Below are 15,697 nucleotides of genomic sequence, written 5' to 3' on the forward strand. Positions count from 1 at the left end.
CCACCACTTCGTGGTCCCCCTCCCCCGTGAACGGGGGAGGATTTTAGGATGCGTCTCCCCTCCCTCCTTCGCCGCACACCCTTCCGGCTGACGCTGCTCTTCCTGGCGCTGTTCGTGGCGGCGGCGGGGGCGATCCTGGCCTATGTCTATTTCGCCTCGGCGTCGGAGGCCCAAGGTCGGGCCAAGGCGGATGTGGAGATCGAGCTGGGCGCCCTGACGGCGATCCACCGCACGCGCGGCATCGACGCCCTGAACCAGGCCTTGGTCGAACGCTCCATCCGGGGCGGCCCGTATCTGTATCTGCTGACTGACAAGGCCGGAAAGACGATCACCGGCAACATCACCGAATCCCCGATCGACATCGACCTCAGCCTGCCGGCCGGCGCCAGCGACTGGGAGACCTTCCGCCTGACCGACACGGACGCCCAGGGCAAGGTCCAGCGGCGTCGCTCCATCGGGGTGATCACCACCCTGGCCGGCGGCGAACATTTGTTCGTCGGTCAGGACATCGGCGACATCGAGGCCTATCTGGCGCGCCTGACCCAGGCCCTGTGGGGCGCCATGGCCCTGGTCATGCTGCTGGGCCTGGCGGGCGGTCTCTACATCAGCCGGCGGGTCGAAAACGCCATGGCCGGGCTGAACCGCGTGGTGCAGTCGGTGCAGGACGGCGACCTCAAGGTCCGTGCGCCCGTGCGCCACACCGGCGACGAACTGGACGAACTGGGCCAGGGGCTGAACACCATGCTGGATCGGCTGGAGGCGTCCATGTCCTCGATCCGCCACGCCGGCGACGCCATCGCCCACGACCTGCGCTCGCCCCTGACGCGGATGCGGGCCAAGCTGGAGGTGGCCCTGATCGACGCCGAAGCCGGCAAGATCGACGGGGTGGACGCCCTGGGCATCGCCCTGGACGAGGCCGACCATCTGCTGAAGACGTTCAACACCGTCCTGGCCATCGCGCGGCTGCAGGCGGGCGGGGCGCCAGATCCCAAGGTCATGGACGCCGCCGACCTCGCCGCCGACATGGCCGAGCTTTATGAACCCGCAGCCGAGGACAAGGACATCGACTTCTCGTCCGAGGTCGAAAAGGGACTGATGATCGAAGGCAACCAGCCCTTCCTCGCCCAGGCCCTGGCCAACCTGATCGACAACGCCATCAAATACACCCCCGCCGGCGGGGCGGTGAAGCTGCGCGCGCGCCGCCGCTCGTCGGGCGAGATCGAATATTCCGTCACCGACACCGGACCGGGCGTCCCGGAAGAGGACCGCGAGCGGGTGGTCCAGCGGTTCGTGCGCCTGGACAACAGCCGTACCGAACCCGGCTCGGGCCTGGGTCTTTCGTTGGTTACCGCCGTCGCCGAGGCCCACTGCGGACGGGTCGTGCTGGATGAAGGCCCCGGGGCCTACGGCGACTTCGGGCCGGGGTTACGGGTGGCGCTGGTGCTGCCGCCGGCCTCGACCGGGATGAGCGGATGATGTGATGGCCCATCCACAATCCTCGATCCCGTTGGCGGACAGGCTTATCGCCGTCGGTCCGGTCACAAACATCGCCGCCGCCGACCGGCTGCAAGAAACCCTGATCCAAGCCGCCGACGCCGACGGCTGGCGCGAGATTCTGGACGCCGCCTGGCCCGCCCTGGCCCCCGTCGCCGGCGCCTCGCCCTATCTCGCCGGTCTGATGCGGCGTCGCCCCGCCCATCTGCGAAGCCTGCTGGAAGCCGATCCGGTGGAGGCGCTGGAGCGGATCATTCGCGACACGGACGCGCTGGACGCCGAGCCGGACGCGGTGCGCGCCCCGCTGCGGGTGCTGAAGGCCGACCTGCACCTGCTGACCGCCCTGGCCGATCTCGGCGGGGTATGGGGTCTGGATCAGGTCACCGACGCCCTGTCCCGGTTCGCCGACGCCGCATGCCGGGCCGCCCTGCGCGCCGTCGCCGCCGAACAGAGGGCGCGCGGCCGGCTGATCTCGCCGCCCGGCGATCCGCGCGGCCCCATTCCCGGCCTTTTCGGCCTGGCCATGGGAAAACATGGCGCCAACGAACTGAACTATTCGTCCGACATCGATATCTCCCTCTTCTTCGAGCCGCGCCTGATGGGCCTGGCCCTGCGCGAGGGCGAGGAGATGCAGGACTTCGCCAATCGCGTCGGCAAGGGGATCGCCGGCCTGCTGACCGAGCGGACAGGCGACGGCTATGTCTTCCGCGTCGATCTGCGGCTGCGGCCTGACCCGTCCTCGACCCCGCCGGTCGTCGCCGGGCCGATGGCGTTGGCCTATTATGAAAGCGTCGGCCAGAACTGGGAGCGGGCGGCCTTCATCAAGGCGCGGCCGGTGCTGGGCGACATGCGCGCGGCGGGCCGGTTCCTGAAGGCCATGATCCCCTTCATCTGGCGGCGCAGCCTGGACTACGCGGCCGTGCTCGACATCCAGTCGATCAAGAAACAGATCCACGTCCACAAGACGGGCGAGGGACTGCAGGCCGCCGGGGCCAATCTGAAGCTGGGTCGCGGCGGCATCCGCGAGATCGAATTCTACGCCCAGACCCAGCAGCTGATCCTGGGCGGCCGCGATCCGGCTTTGCGCAAACAGCGCACGCTGGAGGCGTTGAAGGCCCTGGCCGACGCGCGTCATGTGCCCTTGGCGGTCTGCGAGGAACTGTCCGCCGCCTATGTCGCGCTGCGCGGGCTGGAGCACCGCGTGCAGATGCTCGACGACGAGCAGACCCACCGCCTGCCCGAGGACGCCGAGCGCCGCGCCGCCGTCGCCGCCCTGGCCGGTTCGAACGACCTGGCCGCCTTCGACGGCCAGGTCGAGGCCCTGCTGGCGCGGGTCAACGCCCGCTATGGTGAACTGTTCGAGGGCGGCGAAGATCTGGACTCCAGCTACGGCAGCCTGGTCTTCACCGGGGTCGAGAACGATCCCGAGACGCTGGAGACCCTGCGTCGCATGGGCTTTTCCGAGGCGTCGTCGGTCGCTGACACAATCCGCAGCTGGCACCACGGCCGCATCCCGGCGACGCGCACGGCGCGGGGGCGCGAACTGTTCACCCGCCTGGCTCCGCGCCTGCTGGAGGCCCTGGCCCGGTCCGGTGCGCCGGACGAGGCGTTCCGGCGTTTCGCGGTCTTCTTCTCCGGCCTGGCGGCGGGCGTGCAGGTCCAGGCCCTGTTCCTGAACCAGCCCAAACTGTTCGAGATGGTGCTGGGCGTCATGGCCTTCGCGCCGCGTCTCGCCCGAACGCTTGGCCGGCAACCGGCGGCGCTGGACGGCGTACTGGACGCCCGCTTCCTGGTCGATCTGTCCGAAGAGACCGGCCTGACCGAACAGATGCTGCGTGAGGCCGGCGAGACGGAGGACTTCGAAGGGGCAATGAACGCCGTGCGCCGCCTGCATCGCGAGCAGATGTTCCGCATCGGCATCCACGCCCTGACCGGCCGGGCGGGGGCCGAGACGGCGGGCCGCGCCTACGCCGCCCTGGCCGACGCCGCCATGCGCACCCTGTCGCCCGCCGCCCTGGCCGAGGCCGAACGGCTGGGAGGCGCCTTCCCCGGCGCAGTCGCGGTGGTCGCTTTGGGCAAGGCCGGCTCGCGCGAGATGACGGCCGGATCGGACCTGGATCTGATGACCCTGTACGAGGCGCCGCCCGAGGCGACGTCCGAGATCAAGGGCTGGACCGCCGACGTCTTCTACGCCCGCTTCACCCAGCGGCTGATCGCGGCCCTGTCGGCGCATACGGCGGAGGGCGGCCTCTATGAGGTGGACATGCGCCTGCGCCCCACCGGCTCCAAGGGGCCGGTTTCGGTGCGGCTGAAGGCGTTCGACGCCTATTACGCCAAGGAGGCCGAGACCTGGGAATTCATGGTTCTGACCCGCGCTCGCGTGGTCTGGGCCAGCGATCCCAAGTTCGGCGCCCAGGTTTCGGCCGCCATCGAGGCCGCCCTGCGCCGTCCGCGTCCCGGCGTCGATGTCGCCGCCGACATCCGAAAGATGCGTAGCCTGATGGATCGTGAGCGTCGCCCGCACGGCTTCTGGGACTTGAAGCTCTCGCCAGGCGGGCAGGTGGACGCCGAGTTCGCCGCCCAGTTCCGCCAGCTTCAGGCCGCCGCCATCGGCGAGCCCTTGACCCTGTCGACGTTGGAGGCCCTGCACGACGACCCGGTACTGGCCGAGGCCTGGCGCGTGCAGCAGCGTCTGGCTCACCTTCTGGCCGCCGCCTTCGAGGGGCGGGTCGATCCGGAGAGCGAGCCCGGCGTCTTCCAGCTGCGCCTCGCCGAGGCCGCCGGCGCGCCGGACTTCGACACGCTGAAGATCGAGCTGACCGACCTGCGCGCGCGGGCGCGAAAGGCCTTCGAGCGGGCGGTTCCAGCAGGCCGCGACGGAGAATCCGCAACGCCGCGTTCAATCTCCTGACAGGGCAATGTCAAAGGGCGCCAAACGCGCCCGTGGAGATGATCGAGATGAGAAACACCTTTCTGACCGGCCTGGGCGTCATCGCTCTGGCCGCCGCCGCCGGCGCCGCGACAGCACAGGTTCCCCCGGCCCCCGCCGCCGGCGCCCCTGCGCCGCATCATTCGCGCGCGGATCCGAACCGCCAGATCACCCGCGCCGAGTTCGTTGATGCGCGCATCGCGCGCCTGACCGCACTCGATACGAACCGCGACGGCGTGGTCAGCCCCGAAGAGCGCACCGCCGCCATGCAGGCCCGTCGCGCCGAACGCGCGGGCGACCGGTTCGCCAAGCTGGACGCGAACGGCGACGGCTCCATCAGCCGCGCCGAGTTCGACGCCGGCCATGCCGCACGCCCGGATCGCGCTCCGCGCGCGGACCGCGCCGGTCATCGTGAGGGTCGTCGCGGGGGCGCGCATCACGCCATGCGCGGACAGGAACGCGAACGCGGTCCGGTGGTGATCGCCGAAGCCTCTGCTAAGCTGGGCGAGCGTTTTGATAAGATGGACGCCAACCGCGACGGTGTGATCTCCTCCGACGAGCGCCGGGCGGCCATGTCCGCTCAGCGTGAGCAACGGCAGGAACGCCGCGCGGCCCGCCAGGCTCAGCATCAGGCGCAACAACCCGCTTCCCCCGTCCCGGCTTCGGAGTAAGACGGTGTCGGGGTCGGCCGTCGTGAACGCACCGGTCCCTTTCGTCAGCAGCGGAAGAGGCAGGTTTGGTCGCGATCGTCGACCCCGACGAGGATCTGGTGCGGCGCGTGGGGCAGGGCGACCCGGCGGCGACGCAGACGCTCGTCTCGCGCAAGCTGCCGCGCATCCTGTCGCTGGCCCAGCGCATGTTGGGCGATGCGGTCGAGGCCGAGGACGTGGCCCAGGAGACGATGCTCAAGGCCTGGCGTCAGGCGCCCAAATGGACGCCCGGCAAGGCCCGGTTCGACACCTGGCTGCATCGGGTCGCGCTGAACCTCTGTTACGATCGGCTGAGGCGTCGGCGCGAAATCCCGACCGACACGCCGCCGGATCGTCCCGACGAAGGCCCGGCGCCGGATCGCGGTCTGCTGGCGGCCGAAACGGGCGTGCGGGTCACGGCGGCCCTGAAACGTCTGCCGGACCGACAGCGCGAGGCCATCGTCCTGTGCCATTATCAGGAGCTGTCGAATATCGATGCAGCGGCCCTGATGGAGATCAGCGTCGAGGCGCTGGAGAGTTTGTTGTCGCGCGGTCGTCGCGCATTGCGTCTGGCCCTTTCGGACATCGGTCCGGGGTCAATTAGAGGAGACGGACGATGAAGGCGGAACGGTTGCACGAACTGGCGGACGCCTATGGCGCCGACCTGCGTCGGTGGCCCGCGTCCGAGCGCGCCTTCGCCGAAAGCCTGATCGCCGCCGATCCGTCGCTGAAGGCGGTGCTTGATCAGGCGGCCGCGCTGGACGCTCTGCTCGACGCCGCGCCCAAACCTGTCCCGTCCGCCGCCCTGACCGCGCGCATCCTTGCGGCAGCGCCCCGGGCGAAAAGCCGTCTGGGCAAGGCGATCTGGTACCTCGGCGCCGGCTGGGCCGCCGCGGCCTGTGCGGGCGTGGTCGCCGGCGTCGGCCTGACCACCCATCTGACCGCCGACGCGCGCGCCGATGCGGTGCTTTACCAATCCTCGCTGACGGGCGTGGATGACACGGAACTGCTGGGATGACGTCCAAGAGCCTGAAGATCGCCTTGGCCGTCTCGGTGGCCCTGAACCTTTTCGCCGTGGCGGGCGGTGTCACCTATGTCGTCAATCGCGACCGGATCGAACGCCGGATCGAGGACCAACGCCGTCCGGGGCGCGAGGGACCGCTGGCCGAGGTGCTGGCCGATCTGGATCCGGCCGTACGCCAGCGCGTGCGCACCGCGCTGCGAGAATCGGCCCTGGCGGCGCGTCCTGATTTCGAGGCGGCCCGCGCCGCCCGGCGAGAGGCCATCGACGTCGCCGGTCAACCGACCCTGGACGCGGCCCGGGTCGAAAGCCTGCTGGAACAGTCCAGAGCCGCCGAGATGCGGGGCCGCACGCGCCTGGAAAACGGCGCGGTCGCCGTGCTGGCGACGCTGACGCCCGAGGAGCGCAAGGCCCTGGCCCCGATCCTTCAGCGTAAGGGCAACGCCCGTCGCGCCGCAGCCCACGGGCCGGATCACCGTCAGCCGGACGACCGCGCGCCCCGCTGACGGCGCTTCAGCGCTTAGCCCTTCCTGGACGCGCGGAAGGCGGCGACGGCGTTCACCGCCGAACGCACCGACGCCTCGATGGCGGCCCAGTCGCCCGACTTCACGGCGTCATCCGTCACCAGTTTGGAGCCCATACCCGCTGCGACGATGCCCGCGCCGAACCATTTGGCGATGGACGCCTCGTCCGGATCGACGCCGCCGGTGGGCATGATCTTGACCCAAGGCATCGGGCCCTTGACCGCCTTGACGAAGTCCGGTCCGCCGACCGACGAGCCGGGGAACAGTTTGACGATGTCGCAGCCCAGCTCGTGCGCCTCGCCGATGTCGGTCACCGAACCGCAGCCGGGGAAGTAGGCGACCATGCGGCGGTTGCAGACCTTGGCCACGTCGGGGATCAGGCAGGGGCTGACCACGAACCGGGCGCCCCGGTTCAGGTAAAGCGACGCCGTTCCAGTATCGACGACCGAGCCGATGCCCAGCACCACGTTCGGGTCGGTCTTGATCAGTTCGCGATTGATCTCGCCGAACAGGTCGCAGGCGAAGTCGCCGCGATTGGTGAACTCGACCACCGGCGCCCCGCCGCGCGCGCAGGCGCGAATGACGTTCAGGCTGACCTCGGCGTCGGGATGGTAGAAGACCGGGCACACGCCCTGGGTCTGAAGCGCCTGAAGCACGCTGACGCGATCATGGGCCATGGACGGGTTCCTCTGCGATAGGTTTGCGTCCGACCTCCGCTGTCGCGAATGCAAGGTCAAGTCAAACCGCGTAAGCAAAGCGATCAGGCGAATAGCATGAAGCCGATGCAGACCAGCAAGACGGTGCAAACCGCTCCCATGATCACCAAGAATACCGAACTTGCGTTCCAGTTTGCTGCTGCGGCCTTCATCTGTTCGGGAAAACGGATCGGCAGCCCCGTGAAGGGCAGCGACACGAAGGCGCAAACCAATCCTGCGATACCGCCCGCAAGGCACAGAAGCCAAGGTGGATTGTGGGGTGTCGTATACGCCAAAGCCCAAGCCAGCGGCGTTATAATCCCGCTGAAAACCGCAGTCGCGAGGAACTGCCAGACCTTGCCGTTTCGAACAGAAAGCGATGCCATCACGCCGGTGAACGTCGCCGGTACGAAGCCTATGACGTAAGCGAAAATGAACGGCAGTCCTCCCAGAAACAGGGAAAATATTGCGCCGCCTGGGCCCGCAATCACGATGAAGCCGACCAGAGGTCCGACCAGAGCGAAGACGGCCGTGATCGAAGCGGTCGAGCGAAGGGAGGACCGTGTACTTTCCATCTGTCGATCTTGACGGCTTTGGATTGTGGATCTCCTAACTTGAGATTATCGAGCTGCCTTTCTCGACACTGGCTGAGTTTGATCGTCCGTCAGGTGCCATTCTTAATGGCGACCGACTGTATGATGTCGGTCAACTAGAACCCTTCACCAATGCCGCCAGCCGCTTGACCAGGGCGCTTTCCGGATCGAACAACGGATCCAGAACCGTGAAATGGTTCAGGTCGGGCAGGGGCTCGAAGCGTGCCTTCGCCCCGGCGTCGCCCCAGCGCGTGGCCATGGCGCGGCTTTGATCCACGAAGGCCTCGCTTTCCGCACCGCCGACGATGCAGTCCAGAACCGCGCCGGCGGGCGCCGGCCATCGCATCGGCGACAGGGCCTGGGCCTCGGCCCTATTCAGATCCAGGGCGACGTTGAGCGAGGTGGGGATCAGCGGCTCCAGATCGAACACGCCCGAGATGGCGACCGCCGCCGAAGCCCGCCCGTCCGCCAGCAGGCAGGCCGCCATATGCCCGCCTGCCGAATGGCCGCTGACGACGGGGCGAGCGCCGGTGCGGGCATGGATCAGATCGACCGTCGCCCGCGCCTGATCGACGATCCGGCCCAGCCGCACGGTCGGCGCGAGGTCATAGGTCGGGATGGCGACGCTGACGCCGTGGGCCAGCAGGGGCGGAGCCACGAAGCTGAACCAACTCGCATCCAGCGCCTGCCAGTATCCACCGTGCAGGAAGACCACGACCGGCGCGCCGTCCCCGGCGTCGAACCAGTCGATCCGCTCGCGCTCGCCTGGGCCGTATTTCAGGACCTGGGGCGGATGGGCGGCGCGGGCGGTCTCCGATCCCGTCTTCCAGCGCGCCATCACCGCGGGGTGGTCGGGGACCAAGGCGCGGTTGTTGTATTGCGCCTCCAGCACGGCGTCTGTGTCTTGCGGCTTACCCGTCACGTCTTCGTCCGCTAGAAGCGCCCTCGAACCAGAGGACTGATCCGCCATGATGACCGCCATCTTCGTCTTCATCAAATGCGAGCTGGGCTACGCCAACGACGTGGCGGCCGATATCGTGGACAATGTCGAGAACGTCTCGGAGGTCTATTCCACCTCGGGTCAGCACGACCTGCTGGCCAAGTTCAACTTGCCGCGCGACGCCGACATCGGCACGTTTGTGACGAAACAGGTCCAGACGCGGCCGCACGTGCGCGACACCTTCACCGTCATCACCTTCTCGCCCTTCCTGCCGAGCAAAGGCTAGGGCGCGGCCTTTCGCCTGACCTTGTCCTTGCGGTCCTCGGCCTCGTCGTCGTCGCCGACCTTTTCCTCGACCGTGGCCGACAGGCGCTGGAAGACGCCCAGGCCCACCAGCACCAGCACCGAGGCGATCAGCAGGGCGGTGGGATAAAGCAGCTGCGCCACGTCCTCGCGCGCCGTCTTGAACACCACGACCAGCGCTTCGAGGAACAGGGCGATGACGATGGTCGACAAGAACTTGGTCAGGCTGCGCCGGGCCTCGGCGGCGCTGCGTTTCTCGTTGCCGCGCCGAACCTCGTCCTCGAAGATGTATTTGGCCACGTCGAAGACGGCGATGGCGACGATGACATAGCCCAGCACGTCCAGAACCGCGTCGGCGCCGGACTTGTCGGGCGAGCCGATGCCGTGCAGCGCATCCTTTACCCCGAACCCGATCAGGGCCATGGCCGCCAGCAACAGCAGCAGGCTGGCGAAGGCGAACACCGCCCGGGTCAGATAGGTCATGGAAATCCCTCCGCGTGGCCACAGCAACGCGCCAACCGCCAAGCTGTTGCCTGACGGGCAAAGGGTGACGCTGGCGCCGGGGACGGCTAAACGAGGGGCATAGGGAGACACGACATGACGCGATCCAACGCGCCCGCCTACATGACCGGTTTCGGCAATCATTTCGCGACCGAGGCCGCGCCCGGCGCCCTGCCGGTGGGTCGCAACTCGCCGCAGAAGACGCCGATGGGCCTGTATGCCGAACAGCTGTCCGGCACGGCCTTCACCGCGCCGCGCGCCGAGAACCGCCGCAGCTGGCTCTATCGCCTGCGTCCGTCGGCCCAGCATGGGCCTTACACGCCCTTCGATCAGGGCTGCGTCCGCTCCGGTCCGTTCGACGAGACGCCGCCCAATCCCAACCGGATGCGCTGGGACCCGCTGCCGATGCCGCAGGCTTCGACCGACTGGGTCGAGGGGCTGACGACCTATGGGGGCAATGGCGAGCCGGACGGCGGGGCCGGGGCGGGCATTCACCTGTATGTCGCCAACCGATCGATGACCGACCGGGTCTTCTATGACGCCGACGGCGAACTGCTGATCGTGCCCCAAGAGGGGCTGAATCGCTTCGTTACCGAGATGGGCGTGATCGAAGCCGAGCCGGGCCACGTCGTCCTGATCCCGCGCGGCGTGCGTTTCCGTGTCGAGGTCGAGGGGCCGGTTCGCGGCTACGTCTGCGAGAACTACGGCAGTACGTTCCGTCTGCCCGATCTCGGCCTCATCGGGTCGAACGGCCTGGCCAATCCACGCGACTTCGAGACGCCGATCGCGGCCTATGAGGATGTGGATCGCCCGACCGAGTGCGTCCAGAAGTACGGCGGGCGCCTTTGGGCCACGACCTTCGATCACAGTCCGCTGGACGTCGTCGCCTGGCACGGCAATCTGGCGCCCTGCCGCTATGACACGGCGCGGTTCAACACGATCAACACCGTCAGCTACGACCATCCCGATCCGTCGATCTTCACCGTCCTGACCAGCCCGTCCGAGGCGCCGGGCACCGCCAACATCGACTTCGTCATCTTTCCGCCGCGCTGGATGGTAGCCGAGGACACCTTCCGTCCGCCGTGGTTCCATCGCAACGTGATGAGCGAGTTTATGGGTCTGGTGACCGGCGCCTATGACGCCAAGGCGGGCGGATTCGCGCCAGGCGGCGCATCGCTGCACAACCGCATGAGCGGCCACGGCCCCGATCAGGCCAGCTATGACGGCGCGATCAAGGCTGAACTAAAGCCGCACAAGATCGAAAACACCCTGGCCTTCATGTTCGAGACGCGCATGCCGATCCGCGTCACGAAATGGGCGTCGGAATCACCGCAGATGCAGCTCGACTACGACGACGTCTGGTCAGGCTTCACCAAAGGACAGATCTCATGATCCGCATTTCCCTCATCGCCGCCGTCGCGCTCCTGGCCGCCGCCTGCTCGCCCCAGACCACGGGAGCGGCGTCGGATGCGCCGATGCAGAGCGCCGACGCCGCGTCCTGCGCCACGCGCGGCGGCACGATGAAACAGGTTGGGCGGATGCAATCCTGGCAGTGCGTCATCAGCTATGCCGACGCCGGCAAGCGCTGCACCGACGGCGATCAGTGCCAGGGCGACTGCCGCATCGAGGGCAACAGCGGCGTGGCTCCGGAGACGGCGGCGACCGGCGTCTGCCAGGCGACCAGCGACCGTTTCGGCTGCAATACGACGGTCGAGGACGGCAAGGCCGGCCCGACCCTGTGCATCGACTGAGGTCGCAGGCACGAAAAAGCCCCCGTCGCGAACGACGGGGGCTGATCCATCCATAAACGGATTTAGTGGGTCGCCAGACCTTAGTGGGTCGAAGGCGTGTTAGCCGTCGTAGCGCCGCCATCAGCGTTGCCGGCTTGCTGCTCGACCATGTCGGCCTTGCGGTCGGCGTTCTTCTCGACCTGATCGGCCTGGGCGTTCAGGGCGTCGGCCTGAGCAGCGGTCGGAGCGGTCGCGGCTTGCGATTCCAGCTGGTCGGCGCGGGCTTCGCCCGTCGCTTCGATGGCGTCGGCTTGCTTTTCAGCGGCCTTGTCGGCGGCGCTTTCACCGCAGGCGGCGACGCCGGCCAGCATGAAGACCGAAGCGGCGGCGATGGCGAACTTTTTCATTTGAGGTTCCTCTCCTAGGTGGAAACTCTCAAACGCTACGGTGACGGTTCGGTTCACGCCGCCGTGAGATTTTCGTGATCGCCCGCCGCGTCAGCCCTCCGACTGGGCGAAGGCGACCCTCGCGGCGCCCAGAAGCGCGGCGTGTTTGTGCATGATCACCTTGGTCGGAATGTCCTGCATATACTCCTTGAACCGGCCCTTGCGCTCGAACCGCTGTCGGAAGGGACTGGCCTTGATGAAGGGCAGGATGCGCGGAACGATGCCGCCGGCGATATAGACGCCGCCGCGCGCGCCGGTGGTCAGGGCGATGTCGCCGGCGACCGCGCCCAGGATGGCGCAGAAGCGGGCCAGGGTCGCGCCGCACGGGCTGTTCGGATCGGCCAGGGCCGTTGCGGTGATCTGAGCCGGGTCTTCGATGTGGGTCTCGCGTCCGTCGATCTCGGCCAGGGCCCGGTGCATGTTCAGCAGGCCCGGCCCGCAGATCAGACGCTCGATCGACACCCGGTCATAGCGGCGACGCAGGATGCGCAGGATTTCGTCCTCGACAGGATCGCCGGGGGGGAAGCAGGCGTGCCCGCCCTCGGACGGCATGGCCATTTCCTTGCCGGCCGCATCGCGCACCAAGGCCGAGACCCCGAAGCCTGTGCCAGGGCCGAGCACCGCGACGGTGCAGTGCGGATCGCCGTCGACCGGGCCGCCCAGACTTTCCAGCTGGTCTTCCGGCACGATGGGCGCGCCCCATGCCAGGGCCTCGAAGTCGTTGATCAGCTTGACGGGCTTCAGGCCCAGGGTCTGAAGCTCCGCCTCCGACACCTGCCAGGGCGAGTTGGTCAGGTCGATGGCGCCGTCCGTGACCGGGCCGGCGACGGCGATCACGCCGCCCGTCGGCTTGACCTCGCAGCCGTCGATGAAGGCGGCGACGCCTTCGAGGAAGGTCGGATAGGTCTCGGCCGGGAAGCTCTCGTGGTGGTCCAGCACGGGCTTGCCGTCCAACATTCGGGCCACGGCGAAGCGGGCGTTCGTGCCGCCGACATCGCCGACGAGGAGGGTCTTGTCATTCATTGGGGCGTTTCCTGCGCTCGGTTCGGTGGATCAGGCGTCCACAGTCCGATCGACGAAGTTGGGATTAGGCGGGGTGTCGTCGTTGCCGCGCGAACCGGTCGGCAGGGCGAAACAGACCGTCGCTCCCTGCTCGGCCGTCGTGACCACATGGCGGAAGGCGCCGAACAGTTCACGGCCGTAGCCCCAGGACGAACCCTCGGCGTTGGCGGCGGACCGGGCGGCCAGCGGACGGGCGGTCAGGTCGGGAACGCCGACGGTGGTCAGAACCCCGGCCTCGGCGTCCAGGCGGATGATGTCGCCGTCCTGAACATGGGCCAGCGGACCGCCGGCCAGGGCCTCGGGCGAGACGTGGATGGCGGCCGGCGTCTTGCCGCTGGCGCCCGACATACGGCCGTCGGTGACGAAGGCGACCTTGAACCCCTTGTCCTGAATGACGGACAGGGCCGGCGACAAGCTGTGCAGTTCCGGCATGCCGTTCGCCTTGGGTCCCTGGAAGCGCAGGACAACGACCACGTCGCGGAACAGCTTGCCGTCCCGGAAGGCTTGCAGCGCGTCTTCCTGAGTTTCGAACACGGCGGCAGGCGCCTCAACGATGCGGTTCTCCGGTTTGACGGCGGAGATCTTGATGACCGCACGACCCAGGTCGCCCTGAACCAGACGCAGGCCCCCCTCCTTGTCGAAGGGATCCGAGGCCGGGCGCAGGATGTCGAGATCGAGACTTTCCTGGACGCCGTCGCGCCAGACGAGTTCGCCGTCCACCATCGACGGTTCCTGGAAATAGGCCTCGATTCCGCGACCCATGATGGTCGTCACGTCGGTATGGATATTGCCCGCCATCGCCAGCTCACGCGCGATGAAGGCGACGCCGCCAGCAGCCTGGAAGGCGTTCACATCCGCCGAGCCGTTCGGATAGACCCGCGCCAGCAGCGGCGTCACCGACGACAACTCGTCCATGTCGGTCCAGTCGATCAGCACCCCCGCCGCCCGCGCCATGGCGACCAGGTGGATGGCGTGGTTGGTCGAGCCGCCTGTGGCCAACAGGGCCACTATCATGTTGACGATGGACTTCTCGTCGATGACGTCGGCCATGCGGCACTCGCCGCTGCGGGCCAGTTCGACCGCCCGTTTCGCCGCCGCCGCCGTCAGGGCGTCGCGCAGGCCGGTGTCGGGATGGACGAAGGCGGTGGAGGGCATGTGCAGTCCGCCCAGCTCCATCATCATCTGATTGGAGTTGGCAGTGCCGTAGAAGGTGCAGGTGCCGGGCGAGTGATAGCTGCCGATCTCGCTTTCCAGCAAGGTCTGACGATCCACCCTGTTCTGCGCATATTCGGCGCGGACGCGGGCTTTTTCGGCATTCGGAATGCCCGACGGCATCGGACCGGCGGGGGCGAAGACCACGGGCAGATGGCCGAACGCCAGGGCGCCCATGAACAGGCCGGGCACGATCTTGTCGCAGACGCCCAGCATCAGGCCGGCGTCGAAGGCGTCGTGCGTCAGGGCGATGCCCGCCGACATGGCGATCAGGTCGCGGCTGAACAGCGACAACTCCATGCCCGGACGACCCTGCGTGACCCCATCGCACATGGCGGGAGTGCCGCCGGCGACCTGGGCCGTAGCGCCGACCTCGCGCACGGCCTTGCGCACCACGTCGGGGAAGCGCTCGAACGGCTGGTGGGCCGACAGCATGTCGTTGTAGGCGGTGACGATGCCCAGATTGGGCTTGGACCCGTCCATCGAGGTCAGCTTGTCGGCGATGGTCTGGCCGGCGAAGGCGTGGGCCCAGTTGGCGCAAGACAGTTTGGCGCGGCCGGCGCCGCTGTCGCGCGCGGCGTCCATGCGACGGATGTAGTCGGCGCGGGTCTCGCGGCTTTTCTCGACGATGCGGGCGGTGACGGCCGCCACGGTGGGATGAAGCGCCATTTCAGCCTTCCTCCGTCCACAAAACTTCAAGGGGAACGCCGGCGGCGATCAGGGCGGCGATGGGCTGGATATTGGGATCGCCCGCCGCCTGTTCCTCGAACACACGACGCTTGGCGGCGCCCTTCAGGCCCAGGATCACCCGACCGGCCGACATCAGATAGGGCAGGTTGATCGACAGTCGTTCGAGGCTCGGCGCCATGCCGTCGCGCCCATGCGGCACGCCCAGCACCGTGGGCTTCAGCGTCGGAGTCAGCAGGGTCTTCAGCGTCGGGCTTTCGGGAAACATCGAGCATATGTGGCCGTCCTCGCCCATGCCCAGCAGCACTGCATCGAACCGCCCGCCGGCATCGGCCAGGGCCTTGGCCGCCACGATGGCCGCGCGGTCCACGGTGACCTCGGGCGTATAGAGCGGGATGAAGCGCGCCGTCGCCGCCTTGTCCTGAAGAAGCACGTCGCGGATCAGCCGGGCGTTCGATTCCGGCGAAGTCTCAGGCACATAACGCTCGTCCACCAGGGTCACGGCGATTTTGGACCAGTCCAGATCGGTCGCCGCCAAGCGGCGGTAGACGGGCGCGGGCGTCGAACCGCCGGGACCGGCGAACAGGGCCCGGCCATGGTCGCGGACGGCCGCGCCAAGAGTTTCGGCCAGACGCGCGGCGATGGCTTCGCCCCAGGTCTCGACGGAGGCGAAGGCTTCGATGGGATGGGTCATTTGTTTTTCCTCCCTTTCGTCATCCTCCGGCAAGCCGCGTAGCGGCGCAGACCGGGGGACCCAGCGGCGCCGAAGCGCAGCGAAGGCGAAATGTCGGATACGAAAGCGTGCGTGGCAGGGTCGCGCTCTCGCGCGCCGCTGGGTCCCCCGGTCCGGCTGCGCCGGCCGGAGGATGAC

17 protein-coding genes are annotated in these 15,697 nt (G+C 68.1%); 9 read left to right on the forward strand and 8 right to left on the reverse strand.

Annotated elements, in window-relative coordinates; genetic code table 11:
* Positions 1–48: 48 nt before the first annotated feature.
* From GGC30_RS09795 to GGC30_RS09820, 6 genes are all read left to right on the forward strand, one after another.
* Positions 49–1,476: a HAMP domain-containing sensor histidine kinase gene (locus GGC30_RS09795; RefSeq protein WP_153923698.1), complete on the forward strand. Its 1,428-nt coding sequence runs from the start codon at positions 49–51 to the stop codon at positions 1,474–1,476.
* A gap of 4 nt (positions 1,477–1,480) precedes the next feature.
* Positions 1,481–4,405, forward strand: a complete 2,925-nt coding sequence (locus GGC30_RS09800) for a bifunctional [glutamine synthetase] adenylyltransferase/[glutamine synthetase]-adenylyl-L-tyrosine phosphorylase (RefSeq protein ID WP_153923700.1) — start codon at positions 1,481–1,483, stop codon at positions 4,403–4,405.
* A gap of 47 nt (positions 4,406–4,452) precedes the next feature.
* Positions 4,453–5,094 carry an EF-hand domain-containing protein gene (locus GGC30_RS09805; RefSeq protein WP_228763696.1) on the forward strand — a complete coding sequence of 214 codons (642 nt, stop codon included), beginning with the start codon at positions 4,453–4,455 and terminating at the stop codon, positions 5,092–5,094.
* 65 nt (positions 5,095–5,159) lie between these two features.
* Positions 5,160–5,732, forward strand: coding sequence for an RNA polymerase sigma factor (locus GGC30_RS09810; RefSeq protein WP_153923704.1), 573 nt, complete (start codon positions 5,160–5,162; stop codon positions 5,730–5,732).
* The gene (locus tag GGC30_RS09815) at positions 5,729–6,130 is read left to right on the forward strand and encodes a hypothetical protein (RefSeq protein ID WP_153923706.1); all 402 of its coding nucleotides are present in this window, start codon (positions 5,729–5,731) and stop codon (positions 6,128–6,130) included. The genes GGC30_RS09810 and GGC30_RS09815 overlap by 4 nt, the downstream gene beginning before the upstream one ends.
* Positions 6,127–6,639 carry a periplasmic heavy metal sensor gene (locus GGC30_RS09820; protein ID WP_055752817.1) on the forward strand — a complete coding sequence of 171 codons (513 nt, stop codon included), beginning with the start codon at positions 6,127–6,129 and terminating at the stop codon, positions 6,637–6,639. Before GGC30_RS09815 ends, GGC30_RS09820 begins: the two co-directional genes overlap by 4 nt.
* A gap of 14 nt (positions 6,640–6,653) precedes the next feature.
* Here GGC30_RS09820 and GGC30_RS09825 read toward each other — a convergent pair whose 3' ends face one another.
* The 3 genes from GGC30_RS09825 to GGC30_RS09835 form a co-directional block, all read right to left on the reverse strand.
* Positions 6,654–7,334 (reverse strand): bifunctional 4-hydroxy-2-oxoglutarate aldolase/2-dehydro-3-deoxy-phosphogluconate aldolase, encoded by a 681-nt coding sequence (locus GGC30_RS09825; protein ID WP_153923708.1) that lies wholly within the window; start codon positions 7,332–7,334, stop codon positions 6,654–6,656.
* 83 nt (positions 7,335–7,417) lie between these two features.
* Positions 7,418–7,927 (reverse strand): hypothetical protein, encoded by a 510-nt coding sequence (locus tag GGC30_RS09830; RefSeq protein ID WP_153923710.1) that lies wholly within the window; start codon positions 7,925–7,927, stop codon positions 7,418–7,420.
* Positions 7,928–8,057: 130 nt separating this feature from the next.
* Positions 8,058–8,927 (reverse strand): alpha/beta hydrolase, encoded by an 870-nt coding sequence (locus GGC30_RS09835; protein WP_153923713.1) that lies wholly within the window; start codon positions 8,925–8,927, stop codon positions 8,058–8,060.
* Here GGC30_RS09835 and GGC30_RS09840 point away from each other — a divergent pair.
* Positions 8,914–9,171 carry an Lrp/AsnC ligand binding domain-containing protein gene (locus tag GGC30_RS09840; RefSeq protein WP_039244189.1) on the forward strand — a complete coding sequence of 86 codons (258 nt, stop codon included), beginning with the start codon at positions 8,914–8,916 and terminating at the stop codon, positions 9,169–9,171. The two genes, GGC30_RS09835 and GGC30_RS09840, sit on opposite strands and share 14 nt — an antisense overlap.
* Here GGC30_RS09840 and GGC30_RS09845 read toward each other — a convergent pair.
* Positions 9,168–9,671 (reverse strand): hypothetical protein, encoded by a 504-nt coding sequence (locus tag GGC30_RS09845; protein WP_045811869.1) that lies wholly within the window; start codon positions 9,669–9,671, stop codon positions 9,168–9,170. The genes GGC30_RS09840 and GGC30_RS09845 overlap by 4 nt on opposite strands.
* A 114-nt stretch (positions 9,672–9,785) precedes the next feature.
* Here GGC30_RS09845 and hmgA point away from each other — a divergent pair, with 114 nt between their 5' ends.
* Both hmgA and GGC30_RS09855 read left to right on the forward strand, forming a co-directional pair.
* The gene (gene hmgA, locus GGC30_RS09850) at positions 9,786–11,081 is read left to right on the forward strand and encodes a homogentisate 1,2-dioxygenase (protein WP_194943573.1); all 1,296 of its coding nucleotides are present in this window, start codon (positions 9,786–9,788) and stop codon (positions 11,079–11,081) included.
* Entirely contained in the window at positions 11,078–11,440 is a 363-nt protein-coding gene (locus tag GGC30_RS09855; RefSeq protein ID WP_153923715.1) for a hypothetical protein, read from the forward strand. Before hmgA ends, GGC30_RS09855 begins: the two co-directional genes overlap by 4 nt.
* An 80-nt stretch (positions 11,441–11,520) precedes the next feature.
* Here the strand turns inward: GGC30_RS09855 and GGC30_RS09860 are convergent, their stop codons facing one another.
* The 4 genes from GGC30_RS09860 to pgl all read right to left on the reverse strand — a co-directional run bounded on the left by GGC30_RS09860 (position 11,521) and on the right by pgl (position 15,520).
* Complete coding sequence (locus tag GGC30_RS09860; RefSeq protein WP_055752822.1) at positions 11,521–11,826, reverse strand: hypothetical protein; 306 nt, start codon at positions 11,824–11,826, stop codon at positions 11,521–11,523.
* A gap of 90 nt (positions 11,827–11,916) precedes the next feature.
* On the reverse strand, positions 11,917–12,888 hold the full coding sequence (gene glk / locus GGC30_RS09865; protein WP_153923717.1) for a glucokinase: 972 nt from the start codon (positions 12,886–12,888) through the stop codon (positions 11,917–11,919).
* Positions 12,889–12,918: 30 nt separating this feature from the next.
* Complete coding sequence (gene edd / locus GGC30_RS09870; RefSeq protein WP_153923719.1) at positions 12,919–14,808, reverse strand: phosphogluconate dehydratase; 1,890 nt, start codon at positions 14,806–14,808, stop codon at positions 12,919–12,921.
* Position 14,809: 1 nt separating this feature from the next.
* On the reverse strand, positions 14,810–15,520 hold the full coding sequence (gene pgl, locus GGC30_RS09875) for a 6-phosphogluconolactonase (protein WP_153923721.1): 711 nt from the start codon (positions 15,518–15,520) through the stop codon (positions 14,810–14,812).
* Between the last annotated feature and the right edge of the window lie 177 nt (positions 15,521–15,697).

Source organism: Brevundimonas sp. SPF441, from assembly GCF_009661015.1.
GTDB classification, from domain to species: Bacteria; Pseudomonadota; Alphaproteobacteria; order Caulobacterales; family Caulobacteraceae; genus Brevundimonas; species Brevundimonas vesicularis.